This window comes from Gardnerella sp. DNF00476 (assembly GCF_049262735.1).
Lineage (GTDB): Bacteria > Actinomycetota > Actinomycetes > Actinomycetales > Bifidobacteriaceae > Bifidobacterium > Bifidobacterium vaginale.
This window is the reverse complement of sequence record NZ_CP058401.1, coordinates 1,480,478-1,499,147: the sequence shown is the minus strand read 5'-3', so window position 1 is coordinate 1,499,147 and position 18,670 is coordinate 1,480,478. Positions and strand designations below refer to the sequence as shown.

Genomic DNA, 18,670 nt, shown 5'->3' with positions numbered 1-18,670 from the left:
TTTCCTTCAAAATAAGCATTACAAATCATGTGCTCGAATTTTTATAAATGTGCTTATTTATATCTAAAATAAATAAAAATGCATAAAATTAGTTACTTTATGTTCATTTTAATTGCTTATTTGTTAAGTTTAGTAATAAAAAGCTTATTTAATACACTCGCCAAATGTCATGCAATATTGTAAAATATTAATCGACTACCAAAAATTTGGCGTATGCCAATATGAAACTCAAAGGAGATTTTCGCATGGTTTATAGAATGATTTTCAATCAGACTGCTTACTTCGGTCGCGGAGCAATCAAAGAGATTCCAAACGTTGCTAAAGCACACGGCTTTAAAAAAGCATTTGTAGTAACAGATCCTGTTCTTGTAAAAACTGGAACCGTTAAAAAAGTTACAGACGTTCTAGAATCAGCTGGTCTTCCATACGAAGTATTCGACAATGTAAAGCCAAATCCACCTGTTGAATGCATTCAAGACGGTGTAGAAAAGTTCAAGGTATCTGGAGCAGACTTCCTTATTGGACTCGGCGGCGGCTCTCCACAAGATACATGCAAAGGCATTGGAATTATTGTAGCAAACCCAGAGTTTGGCGACGTTCTTTCTCTTGAAGGCGTTGCAGATACAAAGAATCCTTCTGTTCCAATCTTTGGCGTGCCAACAACCGCAGGAACCGCATCCGAAACAACAATCAACTATGTTGTTACCGATACTGCAAAGCTTCGTAAATTCGTTGCAGTAGACCCTCACGATATTCCAATCGTTGCATTCGTAGACCCAGACTTAACCGATTCCATGCCACGCTCGCTTAAAGTTGCAACTGGTTTGGACGCACTCACCCATGCAATCGAAGGTTTCATTACTCCAGGTGCATGGAGCCTTTCGGATTGCCTGTCTTTGCAAACAATTCGCATGATTGCACAAAACCTTGCAAAGAGCGCAGATGGAGACGTTCCAGCAGGCGAACAAATGGCTTACGCAAGCTATATAACTGGCATGGCATACTCCAACGTTGGTTTGGGCTTAGTTCACGGCATGGCTCACCCACTCGGTGGTCGCCTTGGCGTTGCTCATGGCGTTGCAAACGGAATTTTGCTCGCTCCTGTTATGGAATACAACAAGGATTACACTGGCGAAAAGTATCGCGATATTGCTGCAGCATTCGACGTTCCAAACGCATACACAGATGACCTCGAAACCGTGCGCAATGCTGCTGTAAAGGCAGTTCACGACTTAACTGTTAAGCTTGGAAATCCTACTAAGATTAGCGAGGTTGGAGCTAGTGAGGCAGATATTGAAGACTTAAGCCACGACGCTTTGGCAGATGTTTGCACTCCAGGAAACCCACGCAAGGCCACTTTGGAAGACATTCGCAAGATTTATACAAGCTTGATGTAGTATTGGCGTAGTCTTCTAAAAATAAGCAAACAATAAATAAATACGCAATATTTAGAACAAACAATTTGTGGACGCAATTTATCTTGATTTAACTCTTGTGCTAACTCTTGATTTAAGTTGCGTCCACATTTTGTATGCAACAAACTCCTACAAGCCTTCTATCAATCGACAACAGTCTGAGTGCTTTCTCGAATAACAATATGCGCAGGAAGAACCAGTTGATTCTCAATCTCCTTACCTTCCCTAATCTCAAGAATCATTCTAATAGCATTCTTTGCTATTGAATCAAAAGGCTGATTAACGGTTGTTAAAGATGGCATCAAATACTGTGCAGGATACACGTCATCAAACCCAGCTACAGAAAGCTCAGATCCTAACTTAATACCGCGCTCGCGAGCAGCGCGATACACATTTACAGCTGTAATATCGTTGCAAGCGAAAATAGCAGTAGGACGCTTTTCTTCAGGCAAATCCAAAATCTTACAAGCCATTTCATAGCCACGTTCAGGAAGATAATCCCCCTCTTTAACCAAATCTTTATCAATCGTCAAGCCAGACTGCTCCATTGCAGCGTTATAGCCAGCAAATCGGGCTACACCAGATTGAACATTAAGAGGACCAGTTATAACGCCTATTCTCTTATGCCCCATATTAATCAGATGTTTTGTAAGCTCATAAGCTCCTGTCCAATTATCGATTGAAATCGTGTGATCTTCCCCATTAGAAAGAGACACGGGATCAATTATAATCAACGGAATATTTCGCATACGCAAAAATTCCTTATCTTTCTGCGTAAGATCAGACATTTGAGATATAACACCAAGAGGATTTCTATCTACAATTCCACGCAAACATTCATCACGTTTCTTACCATTATCGGTTTGAGCGACTGTAAGAGCTAATCCTTCTCTTTGCGCCCAACGAGATGCGTAAGTAATCATCTCAATCGTGCCATTATTTGCCACATAATCTACTAATAATTCAATTGTCGGAGATACCTTAGTGCTTACAAGCGAATACTCGCGCCCACTTTTTAAAAGAACTTCTTCTACTTTTTTGCGAGTCTCATCTGAAACGCCAGTTCTACCGTTAATAACCTTTGAAATTGTAGAAGGCGATACCCCCGCCTTTTTAGCCAACTCCGTTATGCGAGGTTTTGAAGATTCATTTTCAGCAATGCTAGTTGCGTGACTACGAGTTGGCATATGCACTCTCCTAATTCCTATATTCCTATGCTCATATGCTTATAAGTCGCAAAATTTTCTTAAGTCGCAAACAAATGCAGAGAAAATTTCTTACTTAATTTTGCATTAATTCTCAGCAATGCGAAAATTCAAAAAATAGAAAAACCGCATTATTGCCTGACATATCAAGCCTAATAGAAATAATATCATATGTTATTTCGCTACAGACTATGCAAAGTCGCGAAATTTTCTTATGACACGCCGAATAATCAGAATTTAACAGATAACATCGATGCCAAAAGTATTCATTTTTTAACAGTTATAAAAGATAAAAGCTCAATTTTTCAATATTCTTAAAATCCGAAATATGACATTTATCACAAAACGCGAGATTAGGAAAAATTCGCAAAAAATTATTTACGAAAATTTCCTAACAATTAGAACATTTTTCTATTATTTTGTTATAAAATATAGGAGTAGGTCACAACGATCTTAAAGCAAAGGAGCACAAATCGTTATGAGTACAATTACATCAGTAAAAACCTATGATTTTAGATTCCCTACGTCGCAAACGCTTTCTGGATCCGACGCAATGAACAAAGATCCAGATTATTCATCCGCATACGTAGAAATCAAAACCAGCCTAGACGATGGTATTAAAGGTGTTGGATTTGTATTTACGATTGGCCGCGGCAACGATGTTGTTTGCGCAGCAATCGACTCCATGTCTCAAGTGCTTATTGGCAGAAACGTAGAAGAATTACTAGACAACATGCGACTTGCATGGGATCTTTTCGTTCACGACTCACAACTTCGCTGGCTAGGTCCTGAAAAAGGCGTAGAACACATGGCAATTGGCGCGATTTTAAGCGCATTGTGGGATATTAAAGCAAAGCGAGCTGGAAAGCCATTGTGGCGCTTGCTTGCCGAGATGGATCCAAAGGAATTAGTCTCTACGCTCGACTTCCGCTACATGACAGACGCTTTAAAGCCAGAAGAAGCAATCGAATTCTTGCAAGATGGCCAAAAAGGCAAGGAAGAGCGAATTGCAGACTTGCTTGTAAACGGCTACCCAGGATACTCCACTGCCGCAGGCTGGCTCGGTTACAGCGACGAAAAGATGGTTGCAATCGCTAAGGAAGAATCGCAAATTAAAGGCTTTAAGCAAATTAAGCTTAAGGTTGGTCAAAATGTAGACGACGATTTAAGAAGACTCGCACTCGCTCGCGAAGCAATCGGCCCAAATGTTCGACTTGCAGTAGACGCAAACCAAGTGTGGGATGTTCCAACAGCAATTACTTGGATTAATCGCTTCCACGACTTCGACTTAGCTTGGGTAGAAGAGCCAACAAGCCCAGACGACGTTATTGGACACGCAACAATCGCTCGCGCAATCAACCCAATACCAGTTGCAACTGGCGAGCAAATGCAAAGCAGAATCATGTTCAAGCAATACTTGCAGGCAAACGCATTTGGAATAATGCAAATCGACGCAACTCGAGTTGCAGGTCCACAAGAAGTTGTTCTCGAATACTTGCTTGCTCGTAAGTTTAACAAGCCAGTTTGCCCACACGCAGGCGGAGTCGGATTATGCGAAGCCGTATGCCACTTTGCAATGTTTGATTATGTTGCAGTTTCTGGAACAAAGGAAGGTCGCATGATTGAATACGTAGACAATCAGCACGAGCACTTTGTACATCCAACACAAATCAAGAATGGCAATTACGTTGCGCCAACCGCCCCAGGTAATGGCACTGAGATGACGCTGGAAACAGCCGAAAAGTACCTTTATCGCGGCTAAAAATAATAAAAAATAAGTGGCTAATCGCATAGTGATTAACGATTAGCCACTTGTAAAAATAACAAATCATAGAATTTTATAATTTAAAAATTAACTAAAAGCAAACCACATCATTTAACAAAGGAGTTCATTATGGATTTGCATTTGGAAGGCAAGGTTTTCATTGTAACAGGTGGATTCAAGGGAATTGGTAAAGGCATTACGCTTCAACTTGCTCGAGAAGGCGCAATTCCAGTAGTTATTAACCGCGCAGATGCTGCAGAAGAAACATTCCGCAAAGATATTGAGCAATACACAAAGAACTACGATGTTTATCTTCTCGACTTGAACGACACGGACGAGATTGCACCAATTATTGAAGAAACCTATAAGAAGTATGGTCATATTGACGGCATTGTAAATAACGCTGGCGTTAACGACAACAAGGATTTGGAATCCACTTCTTGGCGCGACTTCGAGAAGTCGATTCACGGAAACCTCACTCACTACTACGAAACTGTTCATGCTGCTGTAAAGTACTTGAAGGAAAGCCACGGAGCTGTTGTGAACATTTCTTCTAAGACTGCTCTAACTGGCCAGGGCAAGACTAGCGCTTATGCTGCTGCAAAGGGCGGAATCTTAGGCTTGACTCGCGAATGGGCTGCAGCTCTTGTCCATGATTGCGTTCGCGTAAACGCGATTGTTGTTTCAGAATGCTGGACTCCACTGTATGCAGATTGGATTAAGACATTTGGTGACGAAGCTGCTCAGCAAGCTCGCTTGAAGGTTATTACAGACAAGATTCCTCTGGAAAACCGCATGACTACTACGGAAGAGATTGGAAACGAAGCTGCATTCCTGCTTTCGGATCGCTCTTCGCACACCACTGGTCAGTGGGTATTCGTTGATGGAGGCTACGTGCATCTTGATCGCGCTTTGTCTTAAATCACAAATGCAAATTTAAGATTAATGCAGTTTAGCTAGTAAATGGTGCGCAATGCGAATGTGTGTTTGCGCACCATTGCACAAAATCATTTAAGAACTTAAAATCTTAAACTTTTAGAATTATTCTCACACAGGAGTGACGATGACTACAAAAGAAAACGACAATGCCGTCGTTAAGAATAGTAAAAATGGCTCAAAAGCTATGATTGCCATCGTATTGGTAACATCTTTGTTCTTTGTATGGGGCTTGACCATGAATTTGGTCAATGCACTGAATTCACCATTTGGCAATTATCTTGAACTGAATAATACTCAAAAAGCATTGCTGCAGGTAGCATATTTTGGCGCATACTTCGTTATGGCAATTCCTGCAGGCTTAATCGCAAAGCGTTTTGGATACAAGGGCGGCGTTATTAGTGGCCTCGCACTCTTTGCTCTTGGCGCATTTGCGGTAATCCCTGCAACAGCTACCGCAAGCTACGCAATGTTCCTAGTTGCAATGTTTGTTATAGCGTTGGGCGCAGCAACTTTGGAAACGAATTGCAACCCTTACATTACTAAGCTTGGCGATGAGAAGGGCGAATCCTTTAGAATCAACATGGCACAGAGCTTCAACGGAGTTGGAAACATTGTTGGACCTCTTATTCTTGGTCAAATTTTAGGCAAAACTGTTGCTAAGAACGAGCCAGGCTTCGACGTTGCTAAGCTAAAGTTCCTTGGCGATACTCGCTTGATTTACATTGTTATTGGCATTGTTCTTATTGCGATTATTGCAATCTTCTTCTGCTTTAAACTCCCTACTCCTCCAGGAGACGTTGAGGCAGACCAGGAAAGCAAGGGTGATTCTTCCTTCATTCATCTTATGAGCAAGCCATACTTTACTCTTGGAATTATTGCAGAATTCATCTTTATTGGACTTCAAGTTGCTGGAATGGCAATGTTCTCCGACTTTGCTCTAAAGCATTGGGGTACTGGAATCACCACTGGTGTTGCTGCTTCTATGCTTGCAATCGTTTCCTTAATGTTTACAATCGGCCGCTTTGTTACAACTCCTTTGATGGCAAAGTTTGATGGTGGCAAGATTCTTGGATTGTACATGACTTTAAGCGCAGTGCTTATGTTTGTTGCATTCCTTGGACTTGGTCAGATTTCTGTAATCGCCTACATTGTAGCGTACTTGTTTATCTCCATTGGCTTCCCAACAATCTTCTCTCTTACTCTTAAGGGAATTCATGGAGCAGCAGCAAAGACTGGTTCTTCTGCACTCGTTATGAGCATTGTTGGCGCTGCAATCATTCCGTTAGTTTTCGGTTTGGTACAAGATTTTGCTGGAATCGAAGCCGCCGTATTGCTCACCGTTCCAGGATTCTTGTATGTTGCTTGGTACGCTCTTTGGGGCTCGAAGATTGGTCTTGTATAAGCTAAATAATTCGCGAATAACTACAAAGTCTTTACAAAGTTTTTATTTGAAAGTCTTTAGAAAGGAAAATTTATTATGTCTCAACTTCGTATTTTGGATTCACATTTTCATATTTGGGATCCAACAAAGCAATTCTTGCCTTGGCTTGATGGCTTAGACAAGTTAAACCACACTTTTACTCTAGAGCAGCTAGAAAAAGAGTATGCAGATTTAGGAGTTGACTTCCTCGGCGGCGTATACGTTGAGGTTGATGCTGCAGACCACGAGCTAGAAGATAGGCTTATTGGCGAAAATCCTAATCCTAAAATTCTAGCTAAAATGCTTAGAGTCACGTTGGATCCGTTTATGCGCGTTCCAATTCACGCAACCGGTATTCGCGAGCCTCTTCATATTCCAAGCGAGCCACGCGGACGTTGCCTAGAGCCTTCGTTTATTGGTGGTCTTAAGGCAATGGCGAAGAAGGGCATGCCTTTCGAGCTTTGCAATCGTGGCGAAGAACTTGGAGATATGGCTAAAGCTTTTGAGCAAGTTCCAGAAGTTACTGTTGTTCTAAACCATTTGGGCAATGTTCCAGGATTAGACGACGATTCTTGCAATGCTTTGCGTGCGTTTGCAAAGCTTCCACACAGCTATATTAAGATTTCGGGAGATAATCCAGTAAATCCAGATATTGTTAAGTTTGTAAAAGACACCTTTAGCCCTGATCGCCTACTCTTTAGCTCCAATTGGCCAGTTGTTAAGTTGAATTCTTCACTTAAGCAGCATCTTGACTTAATGGTTGAGCTTTTCGGCGACGACGAAGATTTCTTTATGAATAATGCAAAGAAGGCGTATGGTATTAAACTGTAATTAATTAAGTTATTTGAATAATCGATTTGAATAATCATTGCTTATGGGGTGTAAGATTTTGCCAGTTAAAGTCTTATACCCCATAATTCAATACACAAAATAATTCAATACACAAAATAATTCAATACACAAAATAATTCAATACACAAAATAATTAAATAAAAGGACGAATTTTATGATTACTTCTAGTAGCGCAAAGCTTGATTTGCATGCTTTTAAGGGCGTTTTCTGCCCATCAATAACTGTAAGCAAAGATGACGGAAGCATTGACTACAACTTATGGGCAAAGCACTTAGACCATCTGATTGATGCTGGGATTAATGGCATATTGATTTTTGGCAGCATCGGCGAATTCTACGCATATCCACTTAGCATAAAAAAGGAAGCTGCTAAGTTTGCTATTGAACATGTTAATCACAGAGTTCCAGTTCTTATAGGCGTTGGAAACACAAATCTTAACGAAGTACTTGACTTTACTAAGTTTGCGGAAAGTTGCGGAGCAGACGCTGTTGTAGCTGTATCTCCATACTACTTTGGACCAACTGCACCAACTGCCGAACGATACTTTGGCGCAATAGCTAACGCAACTAGCTTGCCCGTTATTCTATACAACTTCCCTGCTCGAACTGGCAGCGATTTAACACCAAGCTTAGTTGCAAGTCTTGCTGAAAAATACCCGAATATTGTTGGTATTAAAGATACGGTAGATACTATAAGCCATACTCGCGCAATGATTGAAGCCACTAGACGCGTAAACCCAGATTTCGTTGTTTTCTCTGGCTTTGATGAGTATTACACTCCTAATAGGATTGCTGGAGGAAACGGCGTGATTTGTGGTCTTACAAATGTAGAGCCAGAAACTTTTGCATCTTTGCATAAGGCGTATGAGGCTGGCGATTTTGCACATCTTATTGAATGTGCTAAAAGAATCAGCCATTTGATGGCAGTTTACAACACTACCGACTTGTTTATTTCTGCTATTAAAGCTGCTGTAAATCTTAAGGGATTGCCGATTAGCACGCTTGTTCGCGAGCCTGCAAGTCAAGTTAATAGCGAGCAAATCGAAGCAATTCGTGCGCTGCTTAAGTAACTAAGTCACTCGTAATAAATCAAGAATAAAAGGAATAAACCCGCACAACGTTAAGAAGTGCGGGTTTGTTTTGTATTGACTTACGTTGATTTATGCTACGTAAGTTGCATCGCGAATGCTACTTTGTGTAGCGCTCAAAATCTTCTGCAGTATTCACTTGAACGCGCTGCTTAATAATGGACAAAATCCACTCTTTAGCTTGCTCAACTGGAACACCATTCAATTGGCTACCATCGCGGAAGCGGAAGCTCACAGCATTGTTGTTCACATCCTCTTCGCCAGCAATCAAAGTGAAAGGCACCTTAGACTTAGAAGCGTTACGAATCTTCTTGCCAAAGCGATCGTCGGAGCTGTCCATTTCGCAACGAACCATATTCTCTTCCAAATCGCTAATAAACTTTTGCAAGTGCGGAGCAAACTCGTCTGCAACAGGAACGCCAGTCACCTGAACTGGAGCCAACCATGCTGGGAACGCGCCGGCATAATGCTCAAGCAAAATAGCAAAGAAGCGCTCAATAGAGCCGAAGAGTGCGCGGTGAATCATAACTGGGCGCTGGTGGCTACCATCAGCTGCAATATACTCCAACTTAAAGCGCTCAGGCAAATTGAAGTCAAGCTGAATAGTAGAAACCTGCCAAGTGCGGCCGATTGCATCGCGAGCTTGCACAGAAATCTTCGGGCCGTAGAATGCAGCTCCACCTGGATCGTCCACGAGTTCCAAACCAGACTCTTTAGCAACCTCTGCCAAAGTGTTAGTTGCTTCTTCCCAAATCTCGTCGGAACCAACGAACTTGTGCTCATCCTTAGTGGAAAGCTCCAAGTAGAAGTCGTTCAAACCGAAGTCTTTAAGAAGACCAAGCACAAAGTTAAGCAAGCTCTTTAACTCATCGCGCATCTGCTCGCGAGTGCAGTAAATATGCGAATCATCCTGAGTCAATCCGCGAACGCGAGTTAAGCCATGCACAACGCCAGACTTTTCGTAGCGATACACAGTACCAAACTCAAACAAGCGCAAAGGAAGCTCGCGGTACGAACGCTGGCGAGACTTGAAGATCAAATTATGCATTGGGCAGTTCATTGGCTTCAAGTAGTAGTCAGCACCCTGGCGGGTTACATTGCCATTCTCGTCGCGCTCTTCGTCAAGCTTCATTGGAGGATACATGCCATCCTTGTACCACTGCAAATGGCCGGAAGTCTCATACAAGCCGCCCTTAGTAATATGCGGAGTTTGTACGAAGCTGTAGTGATGCTTTCTGTGCTGTTCGCGCGAATAATCTTCCATTGCGTTAATGATTGCAGCACCCTTTGGATGGAACACTGCTAAGCCTGGACCAATCTCGTCTGGGAATGAGAACAAATCCATTTCTTGGCCAAGCTTACGATGATCGCGCTTAGCAGCTTCTTCCATGCGAGTTGTATAAGCTTTAAGCTCTTCCTTGCTAGGCCAAGCAGTGCCATAAATGCGCTGAAGCATAGGGTTATGCTCCGAACCGCGCCAGTAAGCTGCAGCCACACGCTCAAGCTTAAAAGCCTTAATATAGCGCGTATTTGGCAAATGAGGTCCGCGGCACAAATCGCTCCAAACTTTATTGCCTTCGCGATCCAAATTGTCATACATGCTAAGCTCATGCTTGCTGATTTCGCCAGCAGCAGCCGGATCAAGAGCCGCTTCCTTATCTCCAATCAACTCCAACTTATAAGGTTGATTTGCTTCTTCTTCGCGCGCTTCATCCTCTGTTACAACGCGGCGGCGGAAGCTTTGAGACTCTTTAATAATGCGCTGCATATGCTTTTCGATTTGCTTCAAATCGTCTGGCGTAAATGGAGTATCAACATCGAAATCGTAGTAGAAGCCGTCTTTAATTACAGGACCTACGCCCAACTTTGCGTCTGGTCGAATTTCTTGAACAGCTTGAGCCATCACGTGTGTAGCGGAATGACGCATGATTGCGATGCCATCTTCACTATCAAGTGCTACTGATTCCACGGTATCGCCGTTATGAAGAGGCGTGTACAAATCACGCAACTCGCCATTTAAACGCACGGCAATAATATTCTTATCTTCCGCGAAAAGTTCAACGCCAGTGAAGCTTGCATCCACCTCCTTGCGCTCATTGTTTACTGTGATGGAGATGGTATTTTCAGCCATAATTGTCCTTTTCTATCGGGGTCTTGCGTTACTAATGTGCAGACCTGGACTTGTGTGGCGTCGATAAACTTACGCGATTAAAACATAAATAAAACGCGCAAAAAACGACGTCAATCGCACGCATTTTTCACGCGCAATTCTCTGTTACTCTAGAACAACAGAGCGACTTTTTAACAATGATTTTTTGCAAAAACCAGAATAAATCTCATGTATTTTCAAAAAGATGCTTTCACTAAGCTTTACAACTAAATAGAAGCATCCAGCGCAAATCGCGATAGTTCCTCCAGCAGAAAGTCTTAAAATCACAGCTAAGGCAAGTCCTAAAAGCGCTATAAAAATAGAAGACAATACGCACGCAAACACAAATTTGTTAATGGAACGCATTCTGCTCTTTAGTGCTGCTGCAGGAGCTGCGATTAAAGATACCGAAACAACAGTTCCAACAGCTGGAATAATTACCGAAACTGTAATGATTATTAGCGCAAGAACAATTCCTTGCATTAATCCGCTTCTGCCTCCTAAAGCTTTGTAATTAGTGGAGTCAAAAGAGCAATGAATCAAATTAGCACTATTAAAACTCCACAATCCTAGTGCAAGAGCGAATGCAATAATCGCAAAAATCACGTCTGCAGGAGTGCAATTAAGCAAAGATCCTGTTAAAAAACCCTCAATTCGCAATGGAAGAGGAGCAAACCACTTGTTTAAAAAGTAGCCGCTTGCAAAACCAACAGTAAGAGTTATTCCAGCAGATGCTTGAGAAGATATGCCCTTTAGTTTAGAAAGCACATGCATCATAAAAGACAAAACAATACAAGCCAAAGCAGCGCCAATAAAAAGACCAATAGACAAAACGTTTTGGTCAATCGTATAAACAGATGTAACTACAACTCCAATAACAGCTCCTGGAAAAGCAGCGTGAGTTATAGACTCGGTGAAGAAAATACGCTGATTAAGCAAAGCCAAGGATCCAACAAAACCGCATAATGCTCCAACAGCAATTGCCTCTACAATCGGAAGAGCAATAATTTGCCAAATACTTACCATTATTACTTTCCACCACCATCTATTGCGCTAGACTTTTTCTTTTTAGAAAACTTTTTAGAAAACACTAGTGCGTATGTAACTCTGTATAAGAATCTTAAAATCAAAACGACTACGAACATTGCGCAAATACTTAGCGCCACTGCAGCTTGCGGAGAAACTGGATGATCAAGTTCCAAGTTCATAGCGTACATGCCTAATAAAACGCCAAAAATACCAACCGCAACGCCAACAAACGCCATACGCCCAACAGTGCGAGAAACCAATCTTGCGCTAGCTCCAGGAATAACAAGGTATCCAATAACAAGAAGTACGCCAACAGCCGAAGATGCAGAAACTACAACAGACGCAATTGCAACGTTTAGCACAATATCTACAAGTAAAGTATTAACACCCATTAAAGGAGCACTAGCGCGGTCAAACGCAACAACAATTTGCTTCTTCCAAGTTAGAACGAGTAATGCGATTGCAAATAAACAAATAAGCATTGCTTGAGTCATTCTATCGTCTGTAACATCTAGCAAACGTCCAAACATAAGTGCTTCAAGCTGGCCAGACATATCTCCCTTTTTAAGAGATATTACGATTCCAAGCGCAAAAAATGTTGTTAAAACTGTTGCTATTATTGACTCGTTGATTTTTTGAGACCTAGATGCCCACACAAGAGCGGCGACCAGAAAAATTGCGCAAATCGAAGCTCCTGGAATAATTTGCCCAATTCCACCATATAACGCTCCGACTACGATTCCAGGAAAAATCCCGTGGACCAAAGCCTCCGCATTAAACTCGGCGCATCTTAAGTTAACAAACACGCCAACTATTCCGCTAGCAATCGCAAGAACAATAAGAAGACAGAAAGGTCTGAAAATGTATGGAGCAGATGCAATAAAGTCAAATCCTGGTATAGGCTCGAGGATTTTGCGCAAAGACTCAACCAATTCAGCTAGCATTGGATTCGTCTCCTAAAGCAGTGCCCGAAATGCTTGAATCACTAAAAGTGCTTGTGACACTCGCCGCATTTAACGAATCATCTTTGTTTGCTAATTGATTCAAAGTAATACCCGCACTTGCAGCTGGCATACTTCCACCATAAGCCAAAGATATGTTTTCTTTAGTCATGACTTTTCTAAGAGGCCCAAAAGCTACTTGACGACCAGCCAAAAGCAAGGCTTTTTCGCAAATCGCGTCCGCGATTACCAAGTCGTGAGTAGAGACAACAAACGAAATCCCATCTTCTTTTGCTGACTTCATAATATTGAGCAGTTCTTTTCGATTCGGCTCGTCTAATCCGTTAAAAGGCTCGTCTAAAAGAATTAACGTAGGGCGCGCAACAATAGCTCTAGCAAGCAATATTCGCTGGCGCTGACCTCCAGAAAGATCACCAAATCGCACATCTGCTCTATTTAGCAAACCAACATGATTAAGAGCGTCCTCAACAGATTTTTTCTGGCTTTTTTTAAGCAAACCAAGGAATCCAGTTTGCCTGCTTAAGCCCATTGCTACAACCTGACGAGCGGTGATTGGAAAAGTCAAATCCAAATCAACTTGTTGAGGAACGTAGCCTATAGAAACCGTTTTTGGCATTGTTAAGCTTCCATGGCTTACTCGCACAATACCAATAATCGCCTGCAAAAACGTTGTTTTTCCAGAACCATTAGGTCCTATTAAAGCTAAAGCCTCTCCAGCTTCTACACTTCCGTTAAGCCCAGTCACAACAGTTTTATAACCGTATGCTAGGTCGCAATCTTTCATTGCTAGGACGCTCTTATTCACTATAAATTAACCTTCTTGTAACTACTTTTGTAGTGATTTATTATTTTCAGCTACTTATATAGCCACCTATTAACTACTTTTTCAAAGCAGTTTTTACAGATTCTGGAAGGTCTGGAACTTTGCCATCCCAAGCCTTAACAAGAGTCTGAACATTGTGGACAATGGAACCAATATAGGTCTCGCCAGCAGAGCCAACAGGCCCAAGGGAATCGCCATAAAGCGCATCGTCGCCAATAATCGCCTTTACGCCTGCAGCAGCAGCCACAGCCTTAATAGACTTTGAATTGTTGGAATTTTCGGCAAAGATTGCTACGGCACCAGACTTTTTAACAGCTTCTGCAGCCTCCTTAATATGGTCTGCAGTTGCATCCTGCTGACTGTTGAAGTCAGAAAGAGCTGCGCCAATAAACTTAACATTGTAGTCGCGTGAGAAGTATCCGAATGCGTCGTGCGAAGTAAACAGAACGCGATGTTCCTGCGGCACGCTGTTCAAAGCTTCAGTAGCCCAAGAGTCCAAATCAGTAAGAGACTTAACGAACTTTTCAACATGCTCATCGAAGATTGACTTACTTTCTGGAAGAGCTTTGCCAAGGAAGTTACCAATATTCTTGACTTGAATCATAGTATTCTTGGTGCTAGTCCAAATATGTGGATCATACTGGAATTCTGGCTCTTTCTCGCCTTCTTCTGGTGGGAATGGCCATTTTTCAGCATGAACCTTTTCAACACCGCGGTCAATCTTGTAAGGAAGATTCTTTTCTTTAGCAGCTTCTGCCTTTGAATCCTTGATTTCGTCTGCGGTAAGAATGCCCGAAGTTACTCCCATCGTGCCCTTAAATCCAGTAGCTTTTACAGCCTGATCTAAGAAGTGCTCAAGATCTACTCCAGAAACAAGCATTAAATCTGCTTTAGAAAGCGCTTTGGATTGCGCTGGAGTCATCTCATGCTCGTGTGCAGACGCGTTTGGAGCGAGTAAGCATGTAAGGTTGATTGTTGACTTTGCTTTGTCTTGAGGCGCGCCAATCACAGACTTTTTGCCTTGAGAATCGGTTTTATTAAGGCTTAATCCAGATTTTGCATCTGCAGTGGATGCGATTTGAGTTACATAATCGCAGATTTGAGTGGTGGTTGCAACTACGTTTACTTGATTACCGTTAGTCTTTTGATCTGCTGTCTTAGCTGTTGATCCACATGCGCACAAACCAACAGTTAGCAAAGCGGCGGTGGCTGCGGTGGCAAAAATTCGTGCAGTTTTCACTATTTTCCTTTCCGGAATCTATGAATTCACATTATTGCAAGTCTTGTAATCTGTTTAAAAAGCGTTTTCACTTTCTCCATTATTTTTAATTAGGAAAGATTATCGTTAGCAATAACGTTTAAAAGCATAGAAAAAATATGATGGATGGTCAATGAAATTTTGAAAATTTATTATATTTTTTCAAAAGTGGCGTGTCGCAAATTTTTTGTCTGATATAATTGCGATTTTTCTTGCGTTATATAAATAAATGGTGTATATAGCGAATGCAATGTGACAAATAACAAAACCACAAATAACAATCCCAGATATTCACTACAATCGTAAGCATGAGTGAACTTCTAAACATAGAAGCAAAAGATGTAAGCAAATGTCTAAAAAAGCCTAAGCCTTTTTACAATAAATACTCGCGTGGGGTTCTGGGATTAGTAACGGGTTCTAATGAGTATCCTGGAGCTGCAATATTAAGCGCGAGTGCTGCGTCACATGCAAATATTGGAATGGTTCGTTATGCCGGTCCTCTTCGCGCACAAAACTTAGTATTACAAACATCTCCAGAAGTAGTAGCCTCGGAACAATTGACTGGAAAAATCGACGCTATAACAGTTGGATCTGGAATACCAGATGCGGATCATTGCAATACTGAAGCTAGCGCAAATCAAAGAAAATACATTGCGAGCATTCTTGCGCAATATGCGAAAGAAAATAATAATTCGAAAGAACAATCAATAAGTCAAAAAGATAATCTTCCACCACTATGCGTAGATGCTGGAGCGTTAGATTTACTGCCAAAACAGGTTTGCACAAAAGTGGTTCTCACTCCACACGCAGGAGAATTAAGCTCACTTTTTACTAGATACGACTTGAATATAAGCGCACAACAAATATCTAGCAATCCAACACACTACGCTCAAAAAGCAGCCGATCTTACTGGAGCAACTGTGCTAGTTAAAGGCGCAACAACAGCAGTTGCATCACCATCAGAACTACACTCTCCCATTTATATTGCAAAATGCGCTCCATCTTGGCTCGCAACCGCAGGTTCAGGAGATGTACTGGCAGGAATTCTAGGAGCATTATTAGCGCAACGCGAAAGAAAAGAAAATAATGAAAATTGTGCAGAAAATTATGCAGAAAACTACGCGAATTACGCAGAAAACGAAAACTATGCTTTTATTGCAGCGAGCGCAGCTGTAATCCACGGAATTTCAGCATCATTAGCATCTAAAATCAACAGCGAAAACAATTACACTCAATTGGCGCAAGACATAGTGGAATCAAATGATGCTTCAACTTTAGATCACCCAATTGTAGCAAGCGATATTATTAATGCGCTGCCTTACATTATTGGTCTTTTAATGAATCTTAATTAGTGAAAGAAGAAAAAATGAAAAACACAAATATCAACACAAATATCAACACAAATGAAAATGTAGAATCTGTTGAAATTCACGACGTAATGTTTGATTATTGTAAGGTCTTACTCGAGTGGAATTGCAGGAATTGTTTACAAAAACAGTTCCCGGATTTAGTAGACACGATTTGCCCTAATGGCACTTTTGGAAAAGACGATTTGGCTGGATTCTATGAGTTTGAAGACCGAATGGACGGCGGCGAACTATTAAAAGACCTTTTGCCAGAATATGAAAGGCGCTTTGGCAAGGAGCTTAGCAACGCTTTTCAATGGTATTGCGCACACTATGACCAAGTTCTTACGCGAATGATGCCTGGAATAGTTGATTTATTGCACGATTTACGCAAAGCTGGCTACGGAGTTTGGGGATTGACTAACTGGTCTAAAGAAACTTTCCCACTCGCATTGCGTAAATTCCCAGAACTTTCTACTCTTTTACAAGGTACGATTATTTCTGGCGTTGAGCATTTGCATAAGCCACAGCCCGAGATTTTTGAGCTTGCTATGAACAGATTTGGATTGAAACCGCAAACAACTGTTTTCTTCGACGATAAGCCAGTAAATATTAATGGCGCGCATAATGTTGGAATGCACGGGTTTGTTTTTACTACAGCACAAAAAGCTAGAGAGGATTTGGCATCGCTAGGCGTTAGATTATAAGCACTAAGCCAAAGTCGCAAGATTATAGGCGTTAGTTTATAGTTGTTATAGTTGTAATAGTTGGAAATAGTCAAGTATAAATCCCAAAATCGGAAGGCTCTTAATAATGACGCTGCTGCAATTAAAGTACATTGTGAAAATCGTAGAGTGTGGATCTATGAACGAAGCTTCGCATGAACTTTATGTTTCACAACCAGCGTTAAGCTCTTCCGTAAAAGAATTGGAACGAGAGCTTGGCATTGAGATTTTTACTAGATCTTCTCAAGGAATTGCATTAACTGTTGACGGAGCTGAGTTTTTAACATACGCACGACAAGTTTTAGACCAAGCAGATCTGCTTGAAGAGCGCTACAACAGCACTAAGCCTAGAAAACAGCTTTGCAGCGTTGCAACTCAGCACTACATGTTTGCTGTTGAGGCTTTTGTAGACATGATTCGCAGCATTGATTCTAACGAGTACGAGTTTTCACTAAGGGAGACTCGTACAAAAAATATTATTAATCAAGTGACTTCAATGCGCGCAGACCTTGGTTTGCTTTATCTTTCCGACTACAACAAAGACGTTATTGGAAAGATGCTTCGAGAAAAGCATCTTGAATTCCATCCACTTTTCCGCGCTAAATTGCATGTGTTTATTTCTAGAAACAATCCACTTGCGGGTCATAAAAAACTCACTTTGGAGGATTTGCGACCATATCCGTTTATTCAGTATGAGCAGGGTGAGGATGGTAGCTTCTTCTTTACAGAGGAAGCGGTATGGCCTCAACATCCACCTAAAAAGATTAATGTTACAGACCGCGCAACCATTTTGAACTTTATTATTGGCCTTAATGGTTTTACTATTTGCACTGGAATCGACAATGGCGACTTGAATAACGAGAAAATCGTGACTATTCCGCTGGATTGCGAAGAAACCATGCTTGTTGGGTGGATTAAGAATGAGCGCACGAATCTTTCTCCTGCAGCAATTGCGTATCTTTCTCAACTCGAATCTGTGTTAATTAAACACGGATATCAAGTAATAAGTAGAGCTAAATAGTAGAACTGAGCAGCATAACCGAGCAGCATAACTGCGAGATTTTGGGAATTACACTATTCAGCACCGTTACATTATCCAATACTATTTTTGTGCATAACTCAAAAATAGTGTTTAATTTTGACGCTACGCTTATTCTTAAATCAACCTATACGCGAAAAATGTATTAACAAAATGCTGACTAATACCGAGACATACCAGTAGATACAAAAAATGCGGTATATCATACCGCGAAACTGAACAATATTGTGGGTGATATAGGAATCGAACCTATGACCCCTTCCGTGTGAAGGAAGTGCGCTAGCCGCTGCGCCAATCACCCAAAATTTTTTTAATTATGCGTGAAAGGCAATCCTTTCGAGTGGGCGATACAAGGTTCGAACTTGTGACCCCTTCCGTGTCAGGGAAGTGCGCTACCACTGCGCCAACCGCCCAGGTTGTTTATTAAGCTAACCCGCTTAATCGAGGTGGGTACGAGAGTCGAACTCATCTATACGGCTTTGCAGGCCGCTGCCTAACCGCTTGGCTAACCCACCGTAAGGTCGAATAACTCACCGGACCTAGAGCGGACAACGGGACTCGAACCCGCGGTCTCAACCTTGGCAAGGTTGCGCTTTACCAACTAAGCTATGTCCGCAATGCTCTCACACTGACAACTGCCAGCGCCGAAGCACGAG

General features: G+C 41.7%; 15 protein-coding genes and 4 tRNA genes. 9 read left to right on the top strand and 10 right to left on the bottom strand.

Annotated elements, in window-relative coordinates; translation table 11 throughout:
* The first annotated feature begins 245 nt into the window (after positions 1 to 245).
* Positions 246 to 1,397, top strand: a complete 1,152-nt coding sequence (fucO, locus tag HXT25_RS06010) for a lactaldehyde reductase (RefSeq protein WP_422118805.1) — start codon at positions 246 to 248, stop codon at positions 1,395 to 1,397.
* Positions 1,398 to 1,558: 161 nt separating this feature from the next.
* Here fucO and HXT25_RS06005 read toward each other — a convergent pair whose 3' ends face one another.
* Positions 1,559 to 2,602 (bottom strand): LacI family DNA-binding transcriptional regulator, encoded by a 1,044-nt coding sequence (locus HXT25_RS06005; protein WP_064623495.1) that lies wholly within the window; start codon positions 2,600 to 2,602, stop codon positions 1,559 to 1,561.
* Positions 2,603 to 3,098: 496 nt separating this feature from the next.
* Between HXT25_RS06005 and HXT25_RS06000 the strand changes: the two genes are divergently transcribed.
* The 5 genes from HXT25_RS06000 to HXT25_RS05980 all read left to right on the top strand — a co-directional run bounded on the left by HXT25_RS06000 (position 3,099) and on the right by HXT25_RS05980 (position 8,665).
* The gene (locus HXT25_RS06000) at positions 3,099 to 4,382 is read left to right on the top strand and encodes an enolase C-terminal domain-like protein (protein ID WP_014554633.1); all 1,284 of its coding nucleotides are present in this window, start codon (positions 3,099 to 3,101) and stop codon (positions 4,380 to 4,382) included.
* Positions 4,383 to 4,514: 132 nt separating this feature from the next.
* A complete protein-coding gene (locus HXT25_RS05995) occupies positions 4,515 to 5,306 on the top strand; it encodes an SDR family oxidoreductase (RefSeq protein ID WP_004111884.1) in 792 nt (263 codons plus the stop codon).
* A 142-nt stretch (positions 5,307 to 5,448) separates the two neighbouring features.
* Positions 5,449 to 6,726, top strand: coding sequence for an MFS transporter (locus HXT25_RS05990; RefSeq protein ID WP_174190604.1), 1,278 nt, complete (start codon positions 5,449 to 5,451; stop codon positions 6,724 to 6,726).
* 75 nt (positions 6,727 to 6,801) lie between these two features.
* Positions 6,802 to 7,575, top strand: a complete 774-nt coding sequence (locus HXT25_RS05985; RefSeq protein ID WP_415702949.1) for an amidohydrolase family protein — start codon at positions 6,802 to 6,804, stop codon at positions 7,573 to 7,575.
* Between the two features lie 175 nt (positions 7,576 to 7,750).
* A complete protein-coding gene (locus HXT25_RS05980; RefSeq protein WP_004115323.1) occupies positions 7,751 to 8,665 on the top strand; it encodes a dihydrodipicolinate synthase family protein in 915 nt (304 codons plus the stop codon).
* Between the two features lie 118 nt (positions 8,666 to 8,783).
* Here HXT25_RS05980 and thrS read toward each other — a convergent pair whose 3' ends face one another.
* The 5 genes from thrS to HXT25_RS05955 all read right to left on the bottom strand — a co-directional run bounded on the left by thrS (position 8,784) and on the right by HXT25_RS05955 (position 14,886).
* Positions 8,784 to 10,814 (bottom strand): threonine--tRNA ligase, encoded by a 2,031-nt coding sequence (thrS, locus tag HXT25_RS05975; protein WP_032836390.1) that lies wholly within the window; start codon positions 10,812 to 10,814, stop codon positions 8,784 to 8,786.
* A 144-nt stretch (positions 10,815 to 10,958) separates the two neighbouring features.
* On the bottom strand, positions 10,959 to 11,858 hold the full coding sequence (locus HXT25_RS05970; RefSeq protein ID WP_004111893.1) for a metal ABC transporter permease: 900 nt from the start codon (positions 11,856 to 11,858) through the stop codon (positions 10,959 to 10,961).
* A gap of 2 nt (positions 11,859 to 11,860) precedes the next feature.
* Positions 11,861 to 12,805 carry a metal ABC transporter permease gene (locus tag HXT25_RS05965; RefSeq protein WP_004111894.1) on the bottom strand — a complete coding sequence of 315 codons (945 nt, stop codon included), beginning with the start codon at positions 12,803 to 12,805 and terminating at the stop codon, positions 11,861 to 11,863.
* Complete coding sequence (locus HXT25_RS05960) at positions 12,795 to 13,607, bottom strand: metal ABC transporter ATP-binding protein (RefSeq protein ID WP_013399558.1); 813 nt, start codon at positions 13,605 to 13,607, stop codon at positions 12,795 to 12,797. The genes HXT25_RS05965 and HXT25_RS05960 overlap by 11 nt, the downstream gene beginning before the upstream one ends.
* A gap of 94 nt (positions 13,608 to 13,701) precedes the next feature.
* Entirely contained in the window at positions 13,702 to 14,886 is a 1,185-nt protein-coding gene (locus HXT25_RS05955; protein WP_004115334.1) for a metal ABC transporter solute-binding protein, Zn/Mn family, read from the bottom strand.
* Positions 14,887 to 15,212: 326 nt separating this feature from the next.
* Between HXT25_RS05955 and HXT25_RS05950 the strand changes: the two genes are divergently transcribed.
* The 3 genes from HXT25_RS05950 (at position 15,213) to HXT25_RS05940 (ending at position 17,996) form a co-directional block, all read left to right on the top strand.
* On the top strand, positions 15,213 to 16,256 hold the full coding sequence (locus tag HXT25_RS05950) for an ADP-dependent NAD(P)H-hydrate dehydratase (protein WP_422118804.1): 1,044 nt from the start codon (positions 15,213 to 15,215) through the stop codon (positions 16,254 to 16,256).
* A gap of 14 nt (positions 16,257 to 16,270) precedes the next feature.
* Complete coding sequence (locus HXT25_RS05945; RefSeq protein WP_422118803.1) at positions 16,271 to 16,957, top strand: HAD family hydrolase; 687 nt, start codon at positions 16,271 to 16,273, stop codon at positions 16,955 to 16,957.
* Between the two features lie 106 nt (positions 16,958 to 17,063).
* A complete protein-coding gene (locus tag HXT25_RS05940) occupies positions 17,064 to 17,996 on the top strand; it encodes a LysR family transcriptional regulator (protein WP_004115343.1) in 933 nt (310 codons plus the stop codon).
* A 246-nt stretch (positions 17,997 to 18,242) separates the two neighbouring features.
* Here HXT25_RS05940 and HXT25_RS05935 read toward each other — a convergent pair.
* From HXT25_RS05935 to HXT25_RS05920, 4 genes are all read right to left on the bottom strand, one after another.
* Positions 18,243 to 18,315 (bottom strand) — tRNA-Val (locus tag HXT25_RS05935).
* A gap of 40 nt (positions 18,316 to 18,355) precedes the next feature.
* Positions 18,356 to 18,427 (bottom strand) — tRNA-Val (locus tag HXT25_RS05930).
* A 31-nt stretch (positions 18,428 to 18,458) separates the two neighbouring features.
* Positions 18,459 to 18,529: transfer RNA gene (locus HXT25_RS05925), tRNA-Cys, on the bottom strand.
* Between the two features lie 28 nt (positions 18,530 to 18,557).
* Positions 18,558 to 18,630: transfer RNA gene (locus HXT25_RS05920), tRNA-Gly, on the bottom strand.
* Between the last annotated feature and the right edge of the window lie 40 nt (positions 18,631 to 18,670).

Bases quoted from the DNA above. Each gene is read 5' to 3' on its own strand.
- HXT25_RS05990 (WP_174190604.1), top strand. From the start codon at position 5,449: ATGACTACAAAAGAAAACGACAATGCCGTCGTTAAGAATAGTAAAAAT.
- HXT25_RS05970 (WP_004111893.1), bottom strand. From the start codon at position 11,858: ATGGTAAGTATTTGGCAAATTATTGCTCTTCCGATTGTAGAGGCAATT.
- HXT25_RS06005 (WP_064623495.1), bottom strand. From the start codon at position 2,602: ATGCCAACTCGTAGTCACGCAACTAGCATTGCTGAAAATGAATCTTCA.
- HXT25_RS05940 (WP_004115343.1), top strand. From the start codon at position 17,064: ATGACGCTGCTGCAATTAAAGTACATTGTGAAAATCGTAGAGTGTGGA.
- HXT25_RS05945 (WP_422118803.1), top strand. From the start codon at position 16,271: ATGAAAAACACAAATATCAACACAAATATCAACACAAATGAAAATGTA.
- thrS (WP_032836390.1), bottom strand. From the start codon at position 10,814: ATGGCTGAAAATACCATCTCCATCACAGTAAACAATGAGCGCAAGGAG.
- HXT25_RS05985 (WP_415702949.1), top strand. From the start codon at position 6,802: ATGTCTCAACTTCGTATTTTGGATTCACATTTTCATATTTGGGATCCA.
- HXT25_RS06000 (WP_014554633.1), top strand. From the start codon at position 3,099: ATGAGTACAATTACATCAGTAAAAACCTATGATTTTAGATTCCCTACG.
- HXT25_RS05960 (WP_013399558.1), bottom strand. From the start codon at position 13,607: ATGAAAGATTGCGACCTAGCATACGGTTATAAAACTGTTGTGACTGGG.
- HXT25_RS05980 (WP_004115323.1), top strand. From the start codon at position 7,751: ATGATTACTTCTAGTAGCGCAAAGCTTGATTTGCATGCTTTTAAGGGC.
- fucO (WP_422118805.1), top strand. From the start codon at position 246: ATGGTTTATAGAATGATTTTCAATCAGACTGCTTACTTCGGTCGCGGA.
- HXT25_RS05965 (WP_004111894.1), bottom strand. From the start codon at position 12,805: ATGCTAGCTGAATTGGTTGAGTCTTTGCGCAAAATCCTCGAGCCTATA.
- HXT25_RS05995 (WP_004111884.1), top strand. From the start codon at position 4,515: ATGGATTTGCATTTGGAAGGCAAGGTTTTCATTGTAACAGGTGGATTC.
- HXT25_RS05950 (WP_422118804.1), top strand. From the start codon at position 15,213: ATGAGTGAACTTCTAAACATAGAAGCAAAAGATGTAAGCAAATGTCTA.